This is a genomic window from Methylocystis sp. JAN1 (genome assembly GCF_052186135.1).
In the GTDB taxonomy this organism is placed as follows: Bacteria; Pseudomonadota; Alphaproteobacteria; order Rhizobiales; family Beijerinckiaceae; genus Methylocystis.
In genome coordinates this window covers 3,777,261-3,800,654 of record NZ_CP181499.1, presented here as the reverse complement: position 1 = coordinate 3,800,654, position 23,394 = coordinate 3,777,261, and the positions used below count along the sequence as shown (strand labels likewise).

The following is a 23,394-nucleotide window of genomic DNA, read 5'->3' as shown; positions in this document are numbered from 1 at the left end:
AGCGAAGCCCGCGTCTCGAAGCACGAGGGGCGTCAGCACAAATCGGACGCTTTCTTCTTTGGATCACACCGCCTTCGACCCCGGCGTATCGCCCTTCTGATAGGCCGTGCCGAATACATAGTCCCACCAGATCGCATGCACGCCGAAACCCTTTTCCGCGTCGCGAAAATGATGGAGCATGTGCAGGCGCTTCACCCATTTGCCGAAGTCGGAGGCCGGCTGGCCATGATGCGTCCAGTAATGCACGCAGTCATAGATGACATAGCCGGCCATGAAGCCCGCAAGCACCGGCCAGCCGAACGCGCCGCCGAAGATCAGGCGGATGATCGTCAGCGCGATCAGCATGATCGGGGCCGACAGCAGCGGCGGCATGACGAGGCGCAGCGGGTCGCTCGGATAGATGTGATGCACGCCGTGGATCAGGAACTGGAAGCGCGGGCCGAGGCCGAAGGGCAGCGGAAACACCGTATGGAAGAGGTAGCGGTGGCCGAAATATTCGGTGAGCGTCCAGCCCAGATAGCCGATGACGAAGCCGAGCAGCAGCAGGCCGAGGCCGACTTCCGACAGCGAGTAGAAGGCCAGCCCGAGAATGATCGGCGTATAAATGACGACGGGCGTGAGGTGATGCACGCGCGAGAGCTTGTCGAGAAGATCGCTCTCGAAAAGGCGCGGCGATGCGTCGAGCGCTTCGGTTCTTTCTTGCGTCATAAGCTTACTCCGCGGCCGCCGGAACAGAGGCGTTATGCGCCGCCTGCGCGACGTTCTCCGAACGCGTGCCGAGCGAATAGGTCGGGTCGAAGATGAAGGTCGCGAGCAGCGCGACCCAGGATCGGTGGCAGCGCAGATCGTCATAGAATTCCGGCGCCATGGCCTTCAGCTCCGGGAGGCGCGTCCACGGGATCTCGTGAAAGTCATGATGCTCGTTGTGGTAGCCGATATTGAGCGCGACCTTGTTGAGCGGGCCGTAATAGTCGAACGTGCCCTGATCGGGCGCGAAGGCGAAATGCTCCTGCAGCCAGCGCGCGGAGAGCGGATGCAGGCCTCCGACCGAGAACCAGAAGGAGAGGAAGAGATAGAGCAGGGCGTTCGGGCCGAAAGCCCAAAGCATGAAGAGATCGAAGGCGACGATCACGGCGATGTTGATATAGGTCCATTTGCCCATGATCGGAACCGTGCCCTTCAGCCGCGACAGGCGCGCGAGCTGGATGGCGGGAAACGCGAAGAGCCACGCGGCCTTACGCCATGCGCTGTTGCCCACCCACTCGACTTCCCAACGGCTCGGCACGTCGGCGTCATAGTCATAGGCCGAGAGATGCGAGTGGTGCTTGATGTGGTAGCAGCGAAAGCCCATCGCGGTGGGGAAGGCGTTGGGCAGGTCCGCGAGGATCGCCGTCCATTTGTTGGCGAGCGGGCTGTCGAAGACGCAATTGTGTATCGCGTCGTGAATGATGACGAAATTGGCGTGATTGGCGAAGGCGCCGACGCAGATGGCGAGGATCAGCGACAGCTGCCAGTAGGAGAGGCCGAGCCAGCCCATCCAGGCGGCGATGAGGAACTGGCCGACGAAAATGCCCGCGGTGATCTTGAAGGTCACCGGGTCCTTGCCGAAAAGGTCGCGCACCTGCGGATATTTTTCGAGGATCAGCCGGCGGCGCTCGACATGGGAGCGATCGGCGCCCTGGGCGGTGACCGAAATGCCGTTCATGGCCTTTAGCTTCCTTCCGGTTGGAACCAGGGTGATCGGGTCGATGGCGCTCAGGCGTCGTTGGCCCAATACCTCCCCTTTGCGGGGAGGTCGGCGGCCGTAAGGCCGCCAGGTGGGGTCCGGGCCGCAACGTCTTGAATGCGGCCTTGCCCCACCCGACCCCGCTTACGCGGGGCCACCCTCCCCGTAAAGGGGAAGGATCGGATCACGCCCGGCATTCACCCGATCGCCTCAAGCTTGTACTCAACTAAAACGCTTCTCGTAAATACGGTGGACCTTGTCGACCTTGCCGCCGAACATCTCGATCGGCTTGCGCATGGCGAAGTTGTCTTCAAGCACCCAACCCGCTTCGAGCTGTTTGATCGAGGCGCTGGCCCCACGGCGGCGCATTTCCTCAATCATGGCGAGAAGGATGGCGCCGCCCGTGGCGCTGTTTTGTAGCGCCTTGCGCGTGCCGAGCAGAACGATGCGCGCAGCGTTGAACTTGTGATTGCGCATGCGCGAGATGAGCTTCGGCAGGCCGAAGGGGAAGATGCGCCCGTCGAAATCCGAGACAATCTCAAACAGATTGGGGAGGGCGATGACGAAGCTTTGCGGCTTGCCGTCAAGCTCGACGACAATGCCGAATTCCGGCGGCATGACGAGCTTGAGCGCGTCGGCGGTGGAGTCGAATTCCGCCTTGGTGAAAGGCACGAAGCCCCAATTGCCGCTCCAGCCGTCGTTGAAGAGATCCTCCATCAGCGCCGTTTCGCCGCTCTTGAGCGTCGCCATGTCGAGCGGGCGCAGCTTCAACCGGTCGCGCCATTCCTTGCGATTGGAGATGCGCGGCTTTTCGGCGAGGTCCTGCTCGGCGATCTCGTAGCGATAGGAGATGAGGTCCTTCGCCTTCCTGTATCCGAGCGTCTCCAGATGCCGCGAGAGATAGGGCGGATGCCAGGGCATGTAGATCATAGGCGTCGCCGTAAAGCCCTCGACCAGCATGCCGCATTCGCCGTTGATCGTCGGCGAGAAGGGGCCGTTGACGCGCGTCGCGCCCTTGGCCTTCAGCCATTCCTCGGCGGCCTCGATCAGGGCGCGCACAACCTCCAGGTCATCGACGGCGTCGAGCGCGCCGAATTGCGCCGGGCTCGCGTCGACGGGCGCGATGTCCCTGTAGACATGCGCGGAAACGCGCCCGACCCATTCGCCGTCCCGCCGGGCCAGAAACTTCTGATCCTCCACCAGCTTGTAATGCGGGTTGAGAATATGGGCGAAGAGCGTCCAGCGCTCAATGTCGAGCGGCGGCGCAAAGCCGGCCGCGCCCTTGTAGAGAAGGCGCGGGAGCTTGCAGAAGGTCGTAAAGCGCGACAGCCCTGCGACCGGTAGAATCTCGATTCGCGCCATGTCTAAATCCTTAAGCCTCCGGAGGGACTATGCGAAAGCGTCATGATGACGCGGCCTATTGAGCCGCCGGTCCGCACGAGCGCCCCGGCTCCGTCATTCAGGATAATCGGATGAACAACAATCTTGGACATTAGCGGCCAATACCGCCCCTTTACGGGGAGGTCGGCGGTCGAAGACCGCCGGGCGGGGTTCGCGCCGCAATAAATAGGGTAGGGGTTTAACCCCACCCGGCCCTGCCATAGCCCGTCGCTTGCGACGGGCGTCTTCCAGACGCCCTATGGCAGGGCCGCCCTCCTCGTAAAGGGGAGGGATTGGCTCATGTCCAGCGTTCACTCGATCGCCCTCTCCTCCCAAGAATCAGGCGGCCGCGCCGGCCATGGCGGCGGCCACGATGCGCTGCGCCTCTTCCGATACCGGGGGCATGTCGCGCAACGCCTGTATGACGCCGCGGATTTCCGCCTCCGTATGGTTCGCCGAGAAGAAGAAGCGCAGGCGGGGGCCGTCCTTGGGCACGCCGATGCGCACGACGGGCGGCACGTAAAAGCCCTTTTCGAGCAGATGCCGCGCGGCCCACATGGTCTCGAGGTCGCTCTCGAAGAGAATCGGCACCACGCCGCGCCCGATGGCGGGACCGGTCGAGAAGCCGTTCTCATGCGCCACCTGGCGGAAAAGCTCGGCGTTCTGCGCGAGCTTGCCGATGCGCCAGGTTTCTTCCTGCATGAGGGCGAGCGCGGCGCGCGCCGCCGCCAGCACGACGGGCGAGAAGCCGACGCTGTAGACGAAGCCCGGCAGCGTGAAGCGGAACCACTCGATCACTTCCTTGCGGGCGCAGATATAGCCGCCGCAGGAGGCGAGCGATTTCGAAAGCGTGCCGATGATGAGGTCGATGCGCTGCGGGTCGACGCCCTGATGCTCCGCGAGGCCGCGGCCCGTCTCGCCGAGCACGCCCAGCGAATGGGCTTCGTCCACCATCAGCCAGATCTTGTATTTGTCCTTGATTTCAAGGAGGCGCGGCAGGTCGGCCGTGTCGCCGTCCATGCTGTAGACGCCTTCGACCACGACGAGGACGTTGCGATATTCCTCGCGGTGCCGGGCGAGCAGATGGTCGAGATGGTCCATGTCGTTGTGGCGGAACTTCACGACATGGGCCGGCGCGCCCTCGGCGCCGTAGACGATGCTGTTATGCGCCAGCTCGTCGATGAAAATCGCGTCGCGCTTGCCGTTCATCAGATAGGCGATGGTCGTGACGTTGGAGAGATAGCCCGAGACGAGCGCCAGCGCGCTCTCCATGCCGATGAACCTGGCGATCTCCGCCTCGAACTGCTTGTGCGTCGTGCGCTCGCCGCCGACGAGGCGCGAGGCCAGCGCACCGATGCCGAGCCCGTCGACTTCGCGCTTGGCTTCCTCGCGGATGCGGGGATGGTTCGCGAGGCCGAGATAGTCGTAATTCGCGAAGCTGACGAAATGCGTCCCCTGCGCCTCGAAATCCGCCTTGAGCTTGTCGATCTGGGCGAAAAACGGGTTGTTGAATTCGAGCAGGGCGTTGCCCGCGAGGCGGAACCTCCGCGAGGCGTAATCCGAGAGGCTTCTATGTCTCGTCACTGAATTCGCTGTCCCTGAATGCCGGGCGCGCCGCGCGCACTTGGTTTCACGACGAATCAGGGCGCCGCGATCGGGCGCCCGGAGATTGATCGCGTCCCTTATCACCCCAGGCCCCCGCGCGCCAGTGCGCCTGCGTTCCAGCCCCACGGCGATCGGGCGCATGAAGGCGTGCGCAGGTTCCCCCCTTTTACGCGAGCCTGAAGGCTCGCGGTCCAGTGGGCGCCTTTTTGGACCGCGCGCCTTCAGGCGCGCACAGTTTGTTGACAAACCTCCCGAGGCGGCCTCGTCCTTCGAGACGCGAGCTTTGCTCGCTCCTCAGGATGAGGCCTAAGTATTTGGCGCTGAAGGAAAAGCTCCTCATGCTGAGGAGCCTGCGCAGCAGGTGTCTCGAAGCACGAGGGGCGTCGCCGCTACTTTGTCAGCAGCCTGCGCGCGCCTTCAGGCGCGCAGCGGTTCGCTTCGCCTATGGCGCTTGAGGCCGGCTTTCTTTATTGGCTACGCCATGGAAGAGACGCCGCATCGACCCCATGCCGACAGCCATTCCGCCCTGCGTCTGCGGGTGGAGAATCTCGCCGTGGCGCGGGGCGGCCGGCCCGTGCTGCGGGACGTGACCTTCGCCGTCGCCGGCGGCGAGGCGCTGGTCGTCACGGGCCGCAACGGCGTCGGCAAGTCGACGCTGCTGCGCTCGATTGCGGGCCTCCTGCCGTGCGCCGGGGGCGCGGTGGCGCTGGAGGGCGCCGGCGAAGAGGCCGAACTACCCCAGCAGGCGCATTATCTCGCCCATGCCGACGGCATGAAGGCGGCGTTGACCGTCGAGGAGAATCTCGATTTCTGGTCGCGCTATCTGGCGCGCGACGCCGCCCGATTGAGCCGCTCCATCGAGGACGCGCTGGCCGCCGTTGGCCTGTCCCACGCCCTGCGCGCGCCTTTCGGGGCGCTGTCCGCGGGCCAGAAGCGCCGGGCGGCGCTCGCGAGGCTTCTCGTCGCCTTCCGGCCGGTCTGGCTCCTCGACGAGCCCATGACGGCGCTGGACAAGGGGTCGCGCGAAAAATTCGCCTCTGTGATGCGCGAGCATTGCGCGCTGGGCGGAATCATCGTCGCCGCGACCCATGAGCCGTTGGGGCTGGAGGAAGCGGGAGAACTCGCTCTTGGAGGAACCAGATGAGTTCGCCGGTCGGCGCGCTTTTCCTGCGCGAATGGCGCATCGCCCGCCGCGTCGGCGGCTCCGGCGCCATGGGGGTCGTGTTCTTTCTCACGCTCGTGACCATCGTGCCCTTCGCCGTCGGCCCCGATCCCGCTCTCCTGTCCCGCATCGGCCCCGCCATTTTATGGATCGCGGCGCTGCTCGCGAGCCTGCTCGCCTTCGACCGGCTGTTTCAGGCCGATGCGGAAGACGGTTCACTCGATCTCCTGCACCTGTCCGAAACCCCGCTGGAGCTGGCGGTGCTGGTGAAATGCGCGGCCCACTGGGCGGCGACGGGCCTGCCGCTCATCATCGCCGCGCCCTTTCTGGGACTCATGCTGCAACAGGAGGCGATGGCGCTGCTCGGCGTCGTCGCGACGCTCTTCGTCGGCACGCCGGCGCTCACCCTCATCGGCGCCATCGGCGCGGCGGCGACCGTCACCGTGCGGCGCGGCGGGCTGTTGATGGCGCTGCTCGTCTTGCCGCTGACGATTCCGGTGCTGATCTTCGGCGTGTCGGCCTCGGAGGCCGCGACGGGCGGAACCGTGCCCTTTCTGTCGCCCTTCTCGATCCTTTGCGCCATCACGCTCGTCGCGCTGGCGCTGTGTCCCTTCGCGGCGGCGGCGGCGTTGCGGAATTTGGGGGAGTGAGCCAATGGGGCGCGCTGCGAAAAAGCCGACGCCGTCGTTCGATGAATGTAGCGGCCGGAATCCTTCCCTGTCACCGCAAACCGGCGGCTGTCTCGTGACGCGCGGGCAGGCGCGATAAGGCGATCAGCGTGAATCAATCGAACGAAAAACCCAAGGCTCGCTTCGATGTCGCCTTCTTTCTCTTCGCGCTCATCGCCATCCTCGTCTTTCAACAGGTTCTCGAGACGTACGGCCGGACCGACGTCGTCGCCTACAGCGAATTCTACGACATGCTTAGGGAGGGAAAAATCGCGGAGGTCGAGGTCGGCGAGAGGGCGGTGCGCGCCACGCTGAAAAAGCCCATGCCCGACGGACGCAAGCAAGTCGTCGCGGCGCGGGTCGATCCGAACTTCGCCCAGGAATTGGAGGCGGCGAAAGTCAAATATTCGGGCGCCGTGGAAAGCGGCTGGATTTCGACCCTGCTCTCCTGGATCGTGCCTATCACGATCTTTTTCCTCATCTGGAGCTATTTTTCGCGTCGCCTCGGACAGGGCGTCGGTTCGATCATGTCCGTCGGACAGAGCAAGGCGAAGATATTTGTCGAAAAGGGCATCAAGATCGGCTTTCGCGACGTCGCGGGCGTCGACGAGGCGGAGGAGGAGCTTCAGGAGGTCGTCGCATTCCTGAAAGACCCGGCGACCTATGGTCGGCTCGGCGCTCATGTGCCGAAGGGCATTCTTCTCGTAGGCCCGCCCGGCACCGGCAAGACCCTGCTCGCCCGCGCGGTGGCGGGCGAGGCCGGCGTCCCGTTTTTCTCCATCAACGGGTCGGAATTCGTCGAAATGTTCGTCGGCGTCGGCGCGGCGCGCGTGCGGGACCTTTTCGCGCAGGCGCGCGCCACGGCCCCCTGCATCATCTTCATCGACGAACTGGATGCGCTCGGACGGGCGCGAGGGATTTCCGGATTGAGCGGCGGACACGACGAAAAAGAGCAAACGCTCAATCAGCTCTTGAGCGAACTAGACGGATTCGACCCCACGGTCGGCGTGGTGCTGCTCGCCGCGACGAATCGGCCGGAAGTGCTCGATCCGGCTCTTCTGCGCGCAGGGCGTTTCGATCGTCAGATCTCGGTCGATCGGCCCGATAAAAATGGCCGGGTCGCCATTCTCGCCGTCCACCTGCCGAAAATCAGATTGGCGGAAGATGTCGACGCGGCGCAGATCGCCGCCATGACCCCCGGATTCACAGGGGCCGATCTGGCCAATCTCGTGAACGAGGCGGCGATGCTGGCGACGCGGCGCGGAGCCGTCTCCGTTTCCGCCGCCGACTTCGTGGCCGCGATCGAACGCGTCCTCGCGGGACCCGAGAAGCGCAAGCGCGTTCTCAATCCCCAGGAACGCCGAATCGTCGCTTATCACGAGATGGGCCACGCCATCGTCGCCATGGCGCTCCCGCATGTCGATCCGATCAAGAAGGTGTCGATTATTCCGCGCGGGCTCGGGGCGCTGGGCTACACCATGCAGATGCCGACCGAGGACCGTTATTTGATGACGCGCGCCGAGCTGCTCGACAGGATGGCCGTGCTTCTCGGCGGCAGGGCGGCCGAATCGCTCGTTTTCGGAGAAGCGACGACGGGGGCGGCGGACGATCTTCAGCGTGCGACGGAAATGGCGCGCGCGATGGTCGCCCGCTACGGGATGGAGAAGGAGATCGGGCAGGCCTCTTTCGTCGTGGATCGTCCACGTTATCTGGACCTTCGGGAGCTTGCGAGCCGGCAGTCGGACATAAGCGAGCAAACCACCGCCCGGATCGACCAGGCGATCAGCCGGCTCGTCGAAGAGGCGTTTGAGCGGGCGACGGCGATCCTGACCGCCTATGCCTCGATTCATCGCGATTCCGCAGAACGCCTCCTTGAAAAGGAAACATTCAGCGAGGCTGATCTCGACCAAATAAGCGCTGCGCTGAAGACCGCCGCGCCGTCGCCCGGTCTCGGCGTTGAGCGTCCGGGCGACGCCGGCGCGTAAAACGCCGCGTCAGGTCCCCCGGCGTGATCACAGGCGCCAGTTCGGCTCCCGCTTCCCGAGAAACGCCGCGATCCCTTCCTGCGCGTCGGCCGCCAGCATGTTCTCCACCATCACCGCGCTCGCGAGCTCATAGGCCTCGCCGAGCGGCTTCTCGCGCTGGGCGTAGAAGGCCTGCTTGCCGAAGCGGATCGCCTGCGGCGACTTCCGCGCGATTTCTGCCGCGAGGGCTTTCGCGCCCGTGCGGGCGCCGTCGGCGGAGACGCGGCTGACGAGGCCGACGCGCAGGGCCGCCTCGGCGCCGATGGGGGCGCCCGTCAGAAGCATCTCCATGGCGTGCTTGGGCGCGACATTGCGCGAGAGCGCCACTGCCGGCGTCGAGCAGAAGAGGCCGATATCGACGCCTGGCGTGCAGAAGCGCGCGCGCGGCCCCGCGACGGCGAGATCGCAGCTCGCGACAAGCTGGCAGCCGGCGGCCGTGGCCATTTCGTCCACGGCGGCGATCGCCGGCACGGGCAGCGCCACGATCCGTTGCATGACGGACGAACAGGCGCGCATCGTTTCGGCGAAGAAGGCGCGGCCGCGATCGGGATCGTTGCGACGGGCCGTCAGCTCCTTGAGGTCGTGTCCGGCGCAAAAGGCCGGTCCTTCGGCCTGCAGGATCACGACGCGGATGTCGTCGCGGCTCGCAATCACGTTGAGGCGATCCGAAAGCGCCATCAGCATGGCGAGGGACAGCGCGTTGCGCGAGGCCGGGCTGTTCAGGGTCAGCGTGGCGACGTTATCGGTTTCAGCGCAAAGGACGAGGTCGGCGTCGACGGTCATTCGTACTGCGATCCGCGTGATGGAACACGGAAAAATAGAGCGGCCGGAGGCTTTTGTCTCCGGCCGCTCGGATGGATCAGTAAAGCCCGCCCGTCCCCGTGCCGACCCTCTGGTCGACGTCGTGCTGGGTGTTGAGCTGGCGGGGACCGTCTCCGCCGCCGCCGCCCGAATAGGAGTCCGGCGGAGCCGTGCCCGGCTTGAAGGCCCAGAGCTCGCCGCCGCTCGTCGTGCGCAGGCCGCTTCCAGGGTTCACCGAGATCAGCTTGATGCCCGGCGGCACGCGGAACGGCGTGTCCGGCTTGTCCTTCAGCGCCAGCGTCATGAAGTCGCGGAAGATCGGCGCGGCGAAGAGCGCGGCCTGGGCGTGGCTGCCCATGGAGCGCGGCCGATCGTAGCCGATATAGACGCCGACGGCGAGGTCCGGCGAATAGCCGACGAACCAGAGGTCCTTCGCGTCGTTGGTCGTGCCCGTCTTGCCGGCGAGGTGCTTGCCCACCGTCTTGATCGACACGCCCGTGCCGCGCTGAATGACATGCTCCATGATGGAGGTGATCTGGTAGGCGGTGAGCGGGTCGAGCACCTGCTCGCGCTTGTCGATCAGCTTGGGTTCGTTCTGACTGTCCCATTTCGCCGCGTCGCAGCCCAGGCACTGGCGCTCGTCATGGCGATAGATCGTCTTGCCCCAGCGGTCCTGAACGCGGTCGATGAGCGTCGGCTTGATGCGCTTGCCGCCATTGGCGAACATGGAATAGCCCGTCACCATCTTGAGCAGCGTGGTCTCGCCCGCGCCGAGCGAGAGCGAAAGATAGGGGCCCATATCGTCATAGACGCCGAAGCGCTTGGCGTATTCGGCGATGAGCGGCATGCCGACGTCCTTGGCGAGGCGCACGGTCATCATGTTCTTGGAGTGCACGACGCCGTGATCCAGCGGATGCGCGCCGGTGCCGTGGCCGCCTTCGAAGTTTTCGGGCGTCCAGTAGCTGCCGTCCGCCTGCTGGATCGAGATGGGCTCGTCGAGGATCGAGGAGGACGGCGTATAGCCGTTGTCGAGCGCGGTGGCGTAGACGAAGGGCTTGAAGGACGAGCCCGGCTGGCGCAGCGCCTGGGTCGCGCGGTTGAACTCCGACTGGTCGAAGGAGAAGCCGCCGACCATGGAGAAGACGCGGCCCGTATAGGGATCCATCGCCACCATCGCGCCGGAGATTTCCGGAATCTGGCGCAGGCGGAACCGTCCCGGATTGCCGGGCATGGGCTCGACATAGATCACATCGCCGACCGAGAGGGCGCCGCGGGGGCTGCGGCCCGTCCAGCGCATGCCTTCGGCGGTGAGCAGGCCCGTCTCGCGTTCGCGTTCGACTTCGCCCGAGGCCTCATGGCCGGGCTGCAGGCCGACGCGGGCGCCGGCCTCGTTGACGTCGAGCACCACGGCGAGGCGCCAAGGCTTGATGTCGCCAAGCGCCGGAATGGCGGCGAGCGGCACGCCCCAGTCCGACGAGACGTCGATATGATTCATCGCGCCGCGGAAGCCATGCGCCTCGTCGAAGCGCACGAGGCCGTCGGCCAGCGCCTTGCGGGTCCAGGCCTGCATCTTGGGGTCGAGCGTCGTGCGCACCGAGAGGCCGCCCTCATAGAGCCCCTTCTCGGTAAAGCGCCCGAGCAGGTCGCGGCGCACCTCCTCCGCGAAAAAGCCGGCGACATAGGTGTTGGGCGAGAGTGCGCGCGGATTGACGCCCAGCGGCTCGGCCTTCGCTTTTTCCGCCTCGTCATGCGTGACGACGCCGTCGGCCTCCATGCGGTCGATGACGTAGTTGCGGCGTTCGATGGCGCGCTCGCGATGCTGGAAGGGATGGTAGTTGTTCGGACCCTTCGGCAGGGCGGCGAGATAGGCGGCTTCGGCGAGCGTCAGCTCATTGACCGATTTGTTGAAATAATTGAGCGCGGCGGCGGCGACGCCGTAATTGCCGAGGCCGAGATAGATCTCGTTGAGATAGAGCTCGAGGATGCGCTCCTTGGAATAGGCCGCCTCGATGCGGAACGAGATCAGCGCCTCGCGGATCTTGCGGTCGATGGAGCGCTCATTGCCGACGAGGAAGTTCTTGGCCACCTGCTGGGTGATGGTCGAGGCGCCCTGCACATGGCGGCCGCCCTGCGCGAGCACCATCAACGCGCGGGTCACGCCTTCCGGATCGACGCCGTTATGCGTGTAGAAATTCTTGTCCTCGGCCGAGATGAACGCCTGCTTCACGAGCGCGGGAATGGCCGAGCTGGGCAGAAACAGGCGGCGCTCGCGCGAATATTCCGCGAGGATGGAGCCGTCATTGGCGTGCAGGCGCGTCGTGACGGGCGGCTCGTAGTTTCGAAGCTGCGCCGTGTCCGGCAGGTCTTTCGAATAATAATAGACCAGCGCCGCGACCGCCACGGACCCGATCAGGAAGACGATCGCGCCTGTGGCGAACACAAAGCCTAGAAACCTTGCGAGAAGTCGCATGAATATCTTCCTCTCAGCGGGCGGGGAGGGCCCGTGGCTCATCGCCTCGACTTATATGGCGCCGGTTCGCCGCGTTTCGCAGGGCGCGGCCGGCCTGCCTTGGGGCGACGCGGCGTTCGACGCCCGCGCGCGTGAATTTTTGTCCGGATGGGTTCAACTCGAAACGGAAAACACCCGTCGTCCGCCAAATGGCCAGCTTTGCTTTAGCATCGCCAACGCCCGCCGATCCAGTAACTTTTGGCCTATCGCCGCGCGCCGCCCTCGCGGCCGGACCGCGTCGCGCCAGGTCGTCACCGATTGTGGAGGGAGCGGGCCGTCTCCATCCAGAGGCGCGACAAATGACGCGATTTTGTGTTTTATTGTGGGCGCGGCGGCGCGGCGGGGGCGCGGGCCTCGCGCAGGCGGGCTGCGAAGAAGGCCTCGATCGCCTCGGCGGTCTTGCCGGCGGCGCGGTCTCGCCATTCGGGCGAGGTGAGCCGCGCCAGATCCTTCTCGCTCGACAGATAGCCGAGCTCGAGCAGCACGGACGGCACGTCGTAAGACTTCAGCACCACGAAGCCTGCGGAGCGGGCGGGGTTCTTGTTGAGGCTTCCCGCCTCTTTCCAGCGGGCGATCAGCGCCTGGGAAAACTGGGCGCTGAAGGCGCGCGTCTCCCGCTGGGCGAGCCCGAAGAGAATGTCGCCGACCCGCTCGACGTCCTCCCTGCTGTCGAGGCCGGCGGCCGCGTCGGCGAGATTTTCCTTCTCGGCGATGCGCGCCGCCTCCGCGTCGGAAGCCTTGGTGGAGCCCGTGTAGACCGTCGCGCCTTCGACATGCCCCTCGGCCAGCGTGTCCGCGTGGATCGACAGGAAGAGCGCCGCATTGTTCTGGTGGGCGATGCGGACGCGCTCATTGAGAGGGAGGAACACGTCCTCGCTGCGCGTGAGAACGGCCTTCAGCCGGCCGCCGGCTTCGACCTTCGCGACGAGCGCCCGGGCGAATTCGAAGACGATCGCCTTTTCCTGCTCGCCATGCTTGCCCGTCGCGCCCATGTCGACGCCGCCATGGCCGGGGTCGATGACCACGACCGGCTTGTCCGAGGCTGGCGCCGGCTGCGCGGGCGCAGCGGGGGCGGGCTCGGAGCGCGCGAGCTCGGCGGCGCTTTCGGCGGCCGCGGCGTTGAAATGGGCCTCGGAGGTCGGCGCGAGCTCGATGACGAGGCGCGCGCCGTCGCGTGCGGGCTCGGTCTCGGCTCGCAGGATTCGCGCCGGCGCCGCGAGATCGATCACGACGCGCGAACGTCCGGGCGCGAACTGCCCGTAACGATACGACTTGAGGAGCTTGGAGCCCGCCGGGGCGCGGCTGTTGCGGGAGTCGATCCGGAAGGCGACTTCCGGCAGGTCGACGATGACGCGCGCGGGATTGGCGACGACATGGGCGGTTGGCTTGACCGCTCCGGTCAGGTCGATCGCGAGGCGCACATGGTCGGCGGCCGTCTCGACGCGGCTCGCAATCGCGGAGACCGGCGCGGCCGGCTCCGCCGCCAGCGCCAGGCCGAAGCTGACGACGCCGAGACCCGCAACGGCCGCACCGGCGGCCGCGAGCGCTCCGCGGGTCGCAATTCGACGGAAAGGCGGCTGAGTCATGGCCAAGGTCTCGCAAAAATTTCATCAACGCGTCACAGTTGTATAAACCATTTTGTAAGCGCGTCCCTTAAGGGAAGGTTAGCTTCCGCGTTCATGTCGGCCCATGGCCGCTCCGACTGCGCTTCCGGCGCGAATCGTCGCATCTGCGGCGCTTGCGCGTTTGGCGGGCGCCCGCTATGAAGGATTTGCGCTCTGTGGGAGTCCGCTGACGCAGCCCGACGGCAAGCGCCTTTCAAAATCGGGCCAGCAGATTTCCAGGACGGGCTGACGTCCTTCGTCACGCGCGGCCTTGGCCGGTTGTGACGCATACTCGCCGCCTTCGGGCGTCGCGAAAGGTTTTTTGACGATCTCATGGCCAGGACCATGATATGCGCAGCTGCGAAGGTTCGCCTCGCCCGGTTCGACCGCGCGATGTGGGCCCGCTTACTTCGCGCGCGTCTTGGTTTCTTCCACGCGGGCCGTGGCGCCGGCGACGGTCGCGCCCGGGATCGTCATGTTGTTCGGCCATCCGCCTCCAATCCCGACTTCGACGGGCGTGCGGCGTTTGGCTCAGGCGATCTGTCCGCCGGCGGTCGCGCCGGCCAGTGCGTTGCAGGCCCCAGGCCTTTCCCCCTATCTCCGACAACAAGCGTCCGCGCCTTCGCGCGGCGCCGAGCGGTCGCGGCGTCCCTGATCGGACAGCGGCGCCCCCCGCCGGCCGTCGCGCGCGCGACGCCCCAAAGAGTCCCCCATGGCCAACAAAATGCTTATAGACGCCTCCCACCCGGAGGAAACCCGGGTGGTGGTGTTACGCGGTAATCGCGTTCAGGAATTCGACTTCGAGGCTGCCGACAAAAAACCGCTTCGCGGCAATATCTATCTCGCCAAGGTCACGCGCGTGGAGCCCTCGCTCCAGGCCGCCTTCGTCGATTACGGCGGCAACCGCCACGGTTTTCTCGCCTTCGCCGAAATTCATCCCGACTACTATCAGATCCCCGTCGCCGACCGACAGGCGCTGCTCGAGGAAGAGAGCCGCGCCCACCGCGAGCATGAGGAGGAAGAGCACCGCCCGCATGGCGGCGGGCGCCGCCGTTCGCGCCGTCGTCAGCACGAGGGCGCGGAGAAGCGCGCCGCCGTCGACGAGGCCATGGTCAGCGAGCCCGTCGACGTCGAGGCCCTGATCGAGGCCGCGCAGGATCTCGAAGCGCCGGTCGAGGACGCTTCCGCCGAAAGCGCCCGGGAAGACGAGACGGTCGAGGGGCCGGCTGGCGCCGCGGTCGAGGCTGCGCCCGAAGCCCCCGCTTCGGAGGCCGCCGCCCCCACCGACGTCGAGGTTGAGGCGGAGGCCGTCGAGGCGATGGAAATCGCCGAGCCGGGCGCCGAGGAGCCGCACCAAACGATTTCGGTCGACCCGGCGGGCTTCGGCTCGGTCGAGGAGGGCTCGCCCGAGGAATTCACCGAAGAGACGCCGGCCCCCGACCATGAGTTGAAGGCGCGCCGCCAGGACGAGCGCGACGAGGAGCGCGAGCGCGAAGAGGCGGACGAAGGCGATGAGAGCGGCGACGGTGAGGAAGAAGCCGTCGAGGCCCGCGCGCCGTCGCGCGAATCGCACGACGAGGATCACGAGGACGACGAGCACGACGAGGAGGAGCATGTCGAGCATATCGGCGGCGACGCCATGGACGAGGCTCCGTTCCGCGTCGTGCGTCCGCGTCGTCAGTACAAGATTCAGGAAGTCATCAAGCGCCGCCAGGTTCTGCTCGTCCAGGTGGTGAAGGAGGAGCGCGGCAATAAGGGCGCGGCGCTCACCACCTATCTTTCGCTCGCCGGCCGCTATTCGGTGCTGATGCCCAATACGGCGCGCGGCGGCGGCATTTCCCGCAAGATCACCGACGGCGCCGACCGCAAGCGTCTGAAGGAGATCGTCCACGACCTCGAAGTGCCGGAAGGAATGGGCGTCATCCTGCGCACGGCCGGCGCGACGCGCACAAAGGCCGAGGTCAAGCGCGACTTCGAATATCTTCTCCGGCTCTGGGAGAGCGTGCGCGAGCTGACGCTGCGCTCCTCGGCGCCGACCCTCGTCTATGAGGAAGGCTCGCTGATCAAGCGCGCCATCCGCGATCTCTATGGCCGCGACGTGGAGGAGATCGTCGTCTCCGGCGATGACGCCTATCGCGAGGCCAAGGACTTCATGCGCATGCTCATGCCGAGCCATGCGAAGAATGTGAAGCAGCATCGCGAACCCGTGCCGATCTTCGCGGAGGCGGGGGTCGAGGCGCAGCTCGACGCCATGTTCTCCAACCACGTCACGCTGAAGTCCGGCGGCTATCTGGTCATCAACCAGACCGAGGCGCTGGTCGCGATCGACGTGAACTCGGGCCGTTCGACGCGCGAGCACAATATCGAAGACACCGCGCTGCGCACCAATCTCGAAGCGGCTGACGAAGTCGCTCGCCAGCTTCGCTTGCGCGACCTCGCCGGATTGATCGTGGTCGACTTCATCGACATGGAGGAAAGCCGCAACAACCGCGCCGTCGAGCGCCGGCTCAAGGACGCGCTCAAGAACGATCGCGCCCGCATCCAGGTCGGCCGCATCTCCCATTTCGGCCTCCTGGAAATGTCGCGCCAGCGCATTCGCGCCGGCGTGGTGGAAGGCTCGACCGTTCCCTGTCCGCATTGCGCGGGCGCCGGCCATGTGCGCTCCACCGCTTCCATCGCGCTGCACGTGCTGCGCGTGCTGGAGGAGGCGCTGCTCAAGAGCGCGTCGCACGACGTGACGCTACGCACCCGCGCCGTCGTCGCCCTCTACATCCTCAACCAGAAGCGCGCCCATCTCCAGGCGCTGGAGAACCGTTTCGGCGTCCACATCACCGTCGCCGCGGACGATACGCTGACCGGCGCGAACTACCACGCGCTGGAGCGGGGCGAACTCGCGTCGGGCCCCCGAATGTCATCGACGCCCGCGCCGCTGCGCGTCGACTCGATCCGCGCCGAGCCGATCGAGGAGGAGATCATCGAAGAGGAGGCGTCCGCCGAGGAGGAAGGCGCCGAGGGCGAGGAGGAGGTCCGCGCTGGCGGCCGCCGGGAGGGGCGGGAGCCGCGCCGCTTCAATGGCGAAGAGGGCGAGGATGGCGCGCCGCGCGCGCGCCGCCGCCGCCGCCGCCGCGGCCGTGGCGGTCAGAACGGCAATGGCGAGCCGATGGCGCCGGGCGCCGAGCAGCCGTCGGACGAAGGCCTCGCCTTCATGGCGGAAATCGAGGGCCAGCCGGCGCCCCGCGAACCCCGTGAGCCGCGCGAACCGCGTGAGCCGCGCGGCCGCAGCCGCGGTCCGGGCCGCTGGCGCCGTTCCGCCCCGCTGCCGGAGGAGTTCCGCGACCCGACCGCCCTCTTCCCGCTCGACGAGGGGGCGCAGGCTCTCGACGGCCTTGTCTCGGCGCGCGAGGCGCATATGCCGGATTTGGCGGCTGAAGCGGAGGCGCCCGCGCCCCTCGCCGAGGCTGCGCCGGAGACGCCGGTGACGAGCGAGCCGCCAAAGGTCGAGGCCGAGGCGGTTGAGCCTGTCGAGGCCGAAGCCCCGAAATCCGAAACGCTGAAAGCCGAGGCTCCGAAGCTCGAGCCGGCCCCTGAAGCCGCGCCGGCGGCCGAAACGGCCCCGGCTGCGGAGGTGGCCGAGCCCGCGCCTGCGCGCAAGGCGACCGAGGTGGTCATCACCCAGGCCGATCCGGCCGCGCCCAAAAAGGGCGGCTGGTGGCAGAAGGTGCGAACGCCCTTCGGTCAGTAAGAGAGGTCAGCGCCGGGGCTGGGCCGCGAGCCAAGCCCCGAGCCGCGCTGCGCCTTCCGCGACATCGGCCTCCGCGCCGGCGTAAGAGAGGCGGATCGTCGCCGCCCCCCGGCCCGGATCGAAATCCAGGCCAGGGGTGGCCGCGACGCCCGCCTCAACCAGCAGACGCTTGCAGAAGTCCATCGAGTCCGCCGTGAAGGCCGAGACGTCGGCATAAATATAAAAGGCGCCGTCGGGCGGCGCGAATTTGTCGAGCCCTATCGCCGGCAGGCGATCGAGCAGCAATGCGCGATTGCGCGCATAGGCGGCGCGGTTCTCCTCCAGCTCGTCCGTCGCGTCGAAGGCCGCGAGCGCCGCCGCCTGCGAGATGGTCGGCGCGCAGATCGCGAGCGACTGTTGCAGGCGTTCCAGCGGACGCATGAGGCCTTCCGGCGCGACGAGCCAGCCAAGCCGCCAGCCGGTCATGGCGTAGTATTTCGAGAAGGAGTTCACCACGATGGCGTTCTGCGTGAAACGCAGCGCCGTTTCGGCGGGGGCGCCGTATTCGAGGCCGTGATAGATCTCGTCGGAAATGAAGACGATTCCCGCCTCGTCGCAAAAGGCGCAAATGCGCGCGAGCTCTTCCTTCTCGGTCACCGCCCCGGTCGGATTAGCCGGGCTCATGAACAGGGCGCCGTCGAGCCGTTTTTCACGGTGGGCGGCTTCCAGCATGGCGGCGGTGGGCGCAAAGCGCGTCTTGTCGCCGACCTCAAGCGGAACCGGCTCGATTCCCAGCGAAGAGAGAATATTGGCGTAGGCCGGATAGCCCGGAGCTGTGACGGCGATGCGCGCGCCGGCGTCGAAAGCGGCGAGAAGCGCCAGCATGAAGCCGCCGGAGGAGCCGGTCGTGACGATAATGCGGTCGGGCGGGAGCTCTACCCCGTAACGGGCGGCGTAATGCGCGGCGATTCTTTTGCGCAGCCGCGGATCGCCCATCGCCTCGCCATAGCCGAGCCTCCCCTCCCGCAACGCCGCCTCCGCCGCCGCGCGCACGAGCCGAGGGGCGGGCGCGCCCGGTTCGCCGAGCTCCATGTGGACGATCTGGCGCCCGGCGCGCTCCAGCGCCCTCGCCTCGCGCAAAGCGTCCATCGCCAGGAAGGGAGCGACGGCGGAGCGACGGGAGGGGCGGAGACGGGACATTACGCGGCTTCCGAACTGGTAAGATTTGAGCGTTATCACGATAGTCTGTAACGCAGCCTCGCATATCGCGCGAGTTCTCAGGGCCTGCGAGAAAGCCTTTCGCATGTATGAAACGGGCACGGCCGAACTGATCCAGCGACTCTCCGTCGCGTTGGCGATCGGCCTGCTCATCGGGCTCGAGCGCGGCTGGCGCACGCGAGAGGAGCAGGAAGGCGACCGGGCGGCGGGCTTGCGCACACATGGGCTCGCGGCGCTGCTCGGCGGCGTCTGGGGCGCCATCGCCATGCAGTTCGCGCATGACGGCGGCGTGCTGGCGCTCGGCGCCGCTTTCCTTCTGTTCGGCGCCCTCGTCGGACTGTTCCGCTACCGCGAGACCGTGCACAATCAGACATTCGGGGCGACGACGCTCATCGGCGTGCTGCTCGCCTTTGCGCTCGGCGCCTACGCAGTCGTTGGCGACCGGCTGGCCGCCGCCGCCGCGGCCGTCGCGACGACCGCCCTTCTGGCGCTCAAAGCCTTGCTGCATGGATGGATCGAGCGGCTCACCTGGATCGAGCTGCGCTCGGCGCTCGTCCTTCTCGCTATGAGCTTCATTCTGCTGCCGGTGCTGCCGGACGAGGCGGTTGACCGCTGGGGCGCGATCAATCCGCACGCTCTTTGGCTCATGATCGTGCTGATCGGCGTGGTCTCCTTCGCCGGCTATGTCGCCGTGCGGCTCGTCGGCTACCGGCGAGGCGTCGCGGTCGCGGGCATGGCCGGGGGGCTTGCATCCTCCACCGCGGCGACAGCGGCGATATCGCGGCTATGCGCCGAGCAGCCCGAGCAGACGAACGCGCTCGCGGCGGGCGCGATTTTCGCCAATGCGGTAATGGCGCCGCGCGTGCTCGCCATTCTGAGCGTCGTGAATCCCGACTTCGCCCTGCGCCTCGCGGCCCCGCTCATCGCGGTCGGGTTCGTCTATTTTCTCGCCGCCGGCGTGCTGATGTGGCGCAGCGTCGCGGAAGCGGACCCCGAGCGCAATCCGCTGACGATCGGCAATCCGCTGGATCTGCCGGCGGTGCTGAAATTCGGCGCGCTGCTTGCGGCCGTGATGATCCTCTCCAAGATCGTGACCAGATTTGCGGGCAGCTCAGGCGCCTATCTGCTTGCGCTTGTCTCCGGCATCGCCGACGTCGACGCCATCTCGCTCGCCATGGCGAGCCAGGGGACGAACGAGATTGGCGTCCGTGCTGCGGCGCTCTCCGTCCTGCTGGCGATTTTTTCCAATACGATCGTGAAAACGGGGATCAGCTGGGCGGTCGGCGGCGTCGCCATGGGGTGGCGCTTCGCCCTGGCCTCCACGCTCGCGCTGGGCGCGGGGCTGGCCGCGCTGCTCCTTCTTCCGGCGCTGCCGGGCCTGTAAAAGGGCGCGCTCGCCGAGCGCCGCGCGTCACAAAAATGCGAGCCTGACAGCTGCGGTCCGACTGTCGTCCGGACCGCAGGCCATCAGGCTCGCCATGATCACATCAGATCGCGGCGGCGATCCAGCGGGAGAGTTCGCCTTTCGGCGCGGCGCCGACCTTCTGCGCGGCGGCCTTACCGTCCTTGAAGACGATGAGAGTCGGGATCGAGCGGATGCCAAGCTTCGAGGCGACGGCGGGGTTTTCATCTATATTGAGCTTGACCACCTTGACCTTGCCCTCCATCTCCGCGGCGATCTCTTCCAGCGCGGGCGCGATCATGCGGCAGGGGCCGCACCATTCGGCCCAGAAGTCGACGACGACGGGCTCGGAGGACTTCAGCACTTCCTGTTCGAAAGTGGCGTCGGTAATTTTCTGCGTTGCCATGCGGGGACTTTCGTTTTTGCGAATTCGGACGGAACGTAGGAACGGGACCGGCCCCCGTCAAGCAGCGGTCGCGGCGTCGGCTCGGCAGCGCGTTTTATGGGCTTAGAGAGAAACTCTATAATACCCCCTTAAACACAAAGAGCGGGGACGGCCCGGCCGCTCCCCACTCTTTGGCACCCTGTCCTTTAACCGGATTGAACGCCTGGTCCCGAAGTCTTTAGCGCTTCGATAAACCGCTCGCAGCAGCTCGTTCGTCGAGCCATACGCGAGTCGCGTTCCCTCCGGCGTCCTCCCCGACTTGGACCGTTGCTGGGAATTGAAAGGCTAAACGCTTTAAACGCTTAGGCTTACCCAACCAACTTGGCGAGGGGGACATTATGCCAAAATAAAAGGGCTGTCACTCGAAATTGTGCACTCTGTCGAAATTTCGAGTCGGGCGCCCTCCATTTGGGCAATTACTTCCAGCTAAGTCGTTTCAAATCGAAACGAAAAAGCGCGGCTCAACGCCGCGCCCGCCGGATCGCGCGGCCATCAGGCGGAATCGCCTGAACGCAGGCAACGCGATCGAATTCCAAAGGTTCAGAGCGCGCTCCATGCGAAAAACCGGTTCCCGCTTTTTCGCGAAAGCGCTTTAGAAGCTGCAATTTGCGAAACCGCTTACAACGGGATGTTATCGTGCTTTTTCCAGGGGTTCTCCAGCTCCTTGTGGCGGAGCAGGGCCAGCGCGCGGGCGATTCGCTTGCGCGTCGAATGCGGCATGATCACCTCGTCGATGTAACCGCGCTCGGCCGCGACGAAGGGCGAAAGGAAGCGGTCCTCATATTCCTTGGTGCGCTGCGCGATCTTCTCGGGATCGCCCAGGTCGGCGCGGAAGATGATCTCGACGGCGCCCTTTGCGCCCATGACGGCGATCTGCGCCGACGGCCAGGCGTAATTGACGTCGCCGCGCAGATGTTTGGAGGACATGACGTCATAGGCGCCGCCGAAGGCCTTGCGCGTGATGACGGTGACCTTCGGAACCGTCGCTTCCGCATAGGCGAAGAGCAGTTTCGCGCCATGCTTGATGAGCCCGCCATATTCCTGCGCCGTGCCGGGCAGGAAGCCCGGGACGTCGACGAAGGTGACGATCGGGATGTTGAAGCAGTCGCAGAAGCGGACGAATCGCGCGGCCTTCTTGGAGGCGTCGATGTCGAGCACGCCCGCGAGCACCATGGGCTGGTTGGCGACGAAGCCGACCGTGCGGCCCTCGATGCGGCCGAAGCCGACGACGATGTTCTTCGCGTGCGCTTCCTGAATCTCGAAAAAGTCGCCCTCGTCGACGACTTTCGTGATCAGCTCCTTGATGTCGTAGGGCTTGTTCGGATTATCGGGAACGATCGTGTCGAGCGACATGTCGAGGCGATCGACATCGTCGAAGCTCGGCCAGTCCGGCGGCGTCTCGGCGTTGTTGGCGGGCAGGAAGTCGATGAGGCGGCGCATCTGCAGGAGCGCCTCGACGTCATTGTCATAGGCGCGGTCGGCGATGGAGCTCTTGGTGGTGTGCACCGAGGCGCCGCCGAGCTCCTCCGCCGTCACCGTCTCGTTGGTGACGGTCTTCACGACGTCGGGACCCGTCACGAACATGTAGCTCGTGTCGCGCACCATGAAGATGAAGTCCGTCATGGAAGGCGAATAGACGTCGCCGCCGGCGCAGGGGCCCATGATGACCGAAATCTGCGGGATCACGCCCGAGGCCAGCACGTTGCGCTGGAAGACCTCGCCATAGCCGCCGAGCGCCGCGACGCCTTCCTGGATGCGCGCGCCGCCGGCGTCGAAAATGCCGATGATCGGCGCGCGGTTCTTCAGCGCCATGTCCTGCAGCTTGATGATCTTTTGGGCGTGCGTCTCGGAGAGCGAGCCGCCGAAGACGGTGAAGTCCTTGGCGAAGACGAACACCGCGCGGCCATTGACCGTGCCCCAGCCCGTGACGACGCCGTCGCCGGAGGTCTTCTCGCCCTTGTCCATGCCGAAGTCCGTGCAGCGATGCGTCACGAACATGTCGAATTCTTCGAACGAGCCCTGATCGAGCAGGAGTTCGATGCGCTCGCGGGCGGTGAGCTTGCCGCGCGCATGCTGCGCCTCGATGCGCTTGTGGCCGCCCCCGAGACGCGCCGAAGCGCGGCGCTGTTCGAGCCCGTCGAGAATATGTTTCATGTCCAACCCTGCTTCTTGTCGTTCGTCGTGTCCTGCTTACGCGCAAATCAAAGCTTGCGCGAGCCCAGCCGCCAGCGCGCGATGTCGGCGCTCGTCAGCATGTAGAGCTGATCCGGAGAGGTGCGCTCGGCGAGATTGACGAGCTCGGGGCTCACGCCCATGCCGCTCGCATAGCGGGCGAGCATGGCGCGCATGCCGCCGTCGTCATAATTGCGCTCGCGGACGATTCCTTCCGAGAAGTCGAAGCTCGTCGAGTAGTTGAACATGCGATGGATGCCGACGCGGCTCTGGGGCGGGATGACCCGCCTCTTGCCGCCCATCAGCGCGTAGACGCAGGCCGAATAGCATCGTCCCGACACCAGCGCCATGTTTTGCGACGCCTGCTCGGCGGCGGGGCGCGCGACGATCACCGCCATGCCCAGCCGGCGCAGCGCCTGGCCGAGCTCCATGGAGGCGACGACTTTCCCGCCGGGCGAATCGAGCAGCACGATTCCGTGCAGATTGCCGCCGCCGACATTCTCTCTGACGAAGTTCAGGAAGGCGTCCGGGGTTCCTTCCCCGATCTCGCCCTGCGCGGCGATGACCTGTGGACAGCGGGCGCCGCAATTTCCCGAATCGAGACCGACGACGCGGAAGTTCATGTCTTCCGCGCGGGCGCCGCTGCAGGGGAAAAAAGCCGGCGCGACAAGACCAAGCGCGACAAGAGCCAAGGTCCTCAATTTCTGCATGGTCGCCCGCACCTCGTGAATCCCCCGCCGGACCCACCCTAATTCCCAAATGGCGAGCGGAAAAGGACTTTCGCGCTGCGCCGCGAGGCGGCGGGATGCTGCGGCCGGAGGGTCCTTGGCCAGCGCCGCCGCCGGACGGACGCCTCTCGGACGCCGAGTTAAAAGGGCTCGGGCGCCGCGTCAAGCCGCCGCGCCCCGCTTTGCGGCCGCGCGCGCCAAACCCGGAACAAGGTCGCGCGGCGGCCGT

General features: G+C 66.2%; 16 protein-coding genes. 5 read left to right on the top strand and 11 right to left on the bottom strand.

Translation table 11 applies throughout. The annotated features are described in order from the left end of the window. Window positions 1–63: 63 nt before the first annotated feature. The 4 genes from ACNHKD_RS18215 to ACNHKD_RS18200 form a co-directional block, all read right to left on the bottom strand. Window positions 64–708, bottom strand: coding sequence for a sterol desaturase family protein (locus tag ACNHKD_RS18215; RefSeq protein WP_442754897.1), 645 nt, complete (start codon window positions 706–708; stop codon window positions 64–66). A 4-nt stretch (window positions 709–712) separates the two neighbouring features. Continuing rightward, on the bottom strand, window positions 713–1,705 hold the full coding sequence (locus tag ACNHKD_RS18210; protein WP_442754896.1) for a fatty acid desaturase: 993 nt from the start codon (window positions 1,703–1,705) through the stop codon (window positions 713–715). A gap of 243 nt (window positions 1,706–1,948) precedes the next feature. After that, window positions 1,949–3,088 carry a hypothetical protein gene (locus tag ACNHKD_RS18205; RefSeq protein WP_442754895.1) on the bottom strand — a complete coding sequence of 380 codons (1,140 nt, stop codon included), beginning with the start codon at window positions 3,086–3,088 and terminating at the stop codon, window positions 1,949–1,951. A gap of 357 nt (window positions 3,089–3,445) precedes the next feature. Then, entirely contained in the window at window positions 3,446–4,690 is a 1,245-nt protein-coding gene (locus tag ACNHKD_RS18200) for an aminotransferase class I/II-fold pyridoxal phosphate-dependent enzyme (protein ID WP_442754894.1), read from the bottom strand. Between the two features lie 502 nt (window positions 4,691–5,192). On the opposite strand from ACNHKD_RS18200, the gene ccmA reads away from it, so the two are divergent. The 3 genes from ccmA to ftsH all read left to right on the top strand — a co-directional run bounded on the left by ccmA (window position 5,193) and on the right by ftsH (window position 8,526). Next, a complete protein-coding gene (gene ccmA / locus ACNHKD_RS18195) occupies window positions 5,193–5,855 on the top strand; it encodes a heme ABC exporter ATP-binding protein CcmA (protein WP_442754893.1) in 663 nt (220 codons plus the stop codon). Beyond that, a complete protein-coding gene (gene ccmB, locus ACNHKD_RS18190) occupies window positions 5,852–6,523 on the top strand; it encodes a heme exporter protein CcmB (protein WP_442754892.1) in 672 nt (223 codons plus the stop codon). Before ccmA ends, ccmB begins: the two co-directional genes overlap by 4 nt. A 128-nt stretch (window positions 6,524–6,651) precedes the next feature. Then, window positions 6,652–8,526 carry an ATP-dependent zinc metalloprotease FtsH gene (gene ftsH, locus ACNHKD_RS18185; RefSeq protein ID WP_442754891.1) on the top strand — a complete coding sequence of 625 codons (1,875 nt, stop codon included), beginning with the start codon at window positions 6,652–6,654 and terminating at the stop codon, window positions 8,524–8,526. Window positions 8,527–8,553: 27 nt separating this feature from the next. On the opposite strand, the gene ACNHKD_RS18180 is transcribed toward ftsH, so the two are convergent. From ACNHKD_RS18180 to ACNHKD_RS18170, 3 genes are all read right to left on the bottom strand, one after another. After that, on the bottom strand, window positions 8,554–9,348 hold the full coding sequence (locus tag ACNHKD_RS18180) for an enoyl-CoA hydratase (RefSeq protein WP_442754890.1): 795 nt from the start codon (window positions 9,346–9,348) through the stop codon (window positions 8,554–8,556). Window positions 9,349–9,424: 76 nt separating this feature from the next. After that, window positions 9,425–11,836 carry a penicillin-binding protein 1A gene (locus tag ACNHKD_RS18175; RefSeq protein ID WP_442754889.1) on the bottom strand — a complete coding sequence of 804 codons (2,412 nt, stop codon included), beginning with the start codon at window positions 11,834–11,836 and terminating at the stop codon, window positions 9,425–9,427. Window positions 11,837–12,192: 356 nt separating this feature from the next. Then, window positions 12,193–13,461, bottom strand: a complete 1,269-nt coding sequence (locus ACNHKD_RS18170) for an N-acetylmuramoyl-L-alanine amidase (protein ID WP_442754888.1) — start codon at window positions 13,459–13,461, stop codon at window positions 12,193–12,195. 730 nt (window positions 13,462–14,191) lie between these two features. Between ACNHKD_RS18170 and ACNHKD_RS18165 the strand changes: the two genes are divergently transcribed. After that, window positions 14,192–17,221: an Rne/Rng family ribonuclease gene (locus ACNHKD_RS18165; protein ID WP_442754887.1), complete on the top strand. Its 3,030-nt coding sequence runs from the start codon at window positions 14,192–14,194 to the stop codon at window positions 17,219–17,221. A gap of 6 nt (window positions 17,222–17,227) precedes the next feature. Here ACNHKD_RS18165 and ACNHKD_RS18160 read toward each other — a convergent pair whose 3' ends face one another. Continuing rightward, window positions 17,228–18,400 (bottom strand): pyridoxal phosphate-dependent aminotransferase, encoded by a 1,173-nt coding sequence (locus ACNHKD_RS18160; RefSeq protein ID WP_442754886.1) that lies wholly within the window; start codon window positions 18,398–18,400, stop codon window positions 17,228–17,230. A 103-nt stretch (window positions 18,401–18,503) separates the two neighbouring features. Between ACNHKD_RS18160 and ACNHKD_RS18155 the strand changes: the two genes are divergently transcribed. Further along, a complete protein-coding gene (locus tag ACNHKD_RS18155) occupies window positions 18,504–19,802 on the top strand; it encodes an MgtC/SapB family protein (RefSeq protein ID WP_442754885.1) in 1,299 nt (432 codons plus the stop codon). A gap of 103 nt (window positions 19,803–19,905) precedes the next feature. Here the strand turns inward: ACNHKD_RS18155 and trxA are convergent, their stop codons facing one another. From trxA to ACNHKD_RS18140, 3 genes are all read right to left on the bottom strand, one after another. Next, window positions 19,906–20,226: a thioredoxin gene (gene trxA / locus ACNHKD_RS18150; protein WP_442754884.1), complete on the bottom strand. Its 321-nt coding sequence runs from the start codon at window positions 20,224–20,226 to the stop codon at window positions 19,906–19,908. A 657-nt stretch (window positions 20,227–20,883) separates the two neighbouring features. Continuing rightward, window positions 20,884–22,419: an acyl-CoA carboxylase subunit beta gene (locus tag ACNHKD_RS18145; protein WP_442754883.1), complete on the bottom strand. Its 1,536-nt coding sequence runs from the start codon at window positions 22,417–22,419 to the stop codon at window positions 20,884–20,886. A gap of 47 nt (window positions 22,420–22,466) precedes the next feature. Continuing rightward, window positions 22,467–23,147 (bottom strand): hypothetical protein, encoded by a 681-nt coding sequence (locus ACNHKD_RS18140; protein WP_442754882.1) that lies wholly within the window; start codon window positions 23,145–23,147, stop codon window positions 22,467–22,469. Window positions 23,148–23,394 lie beyond the last annotated feature (247 nt).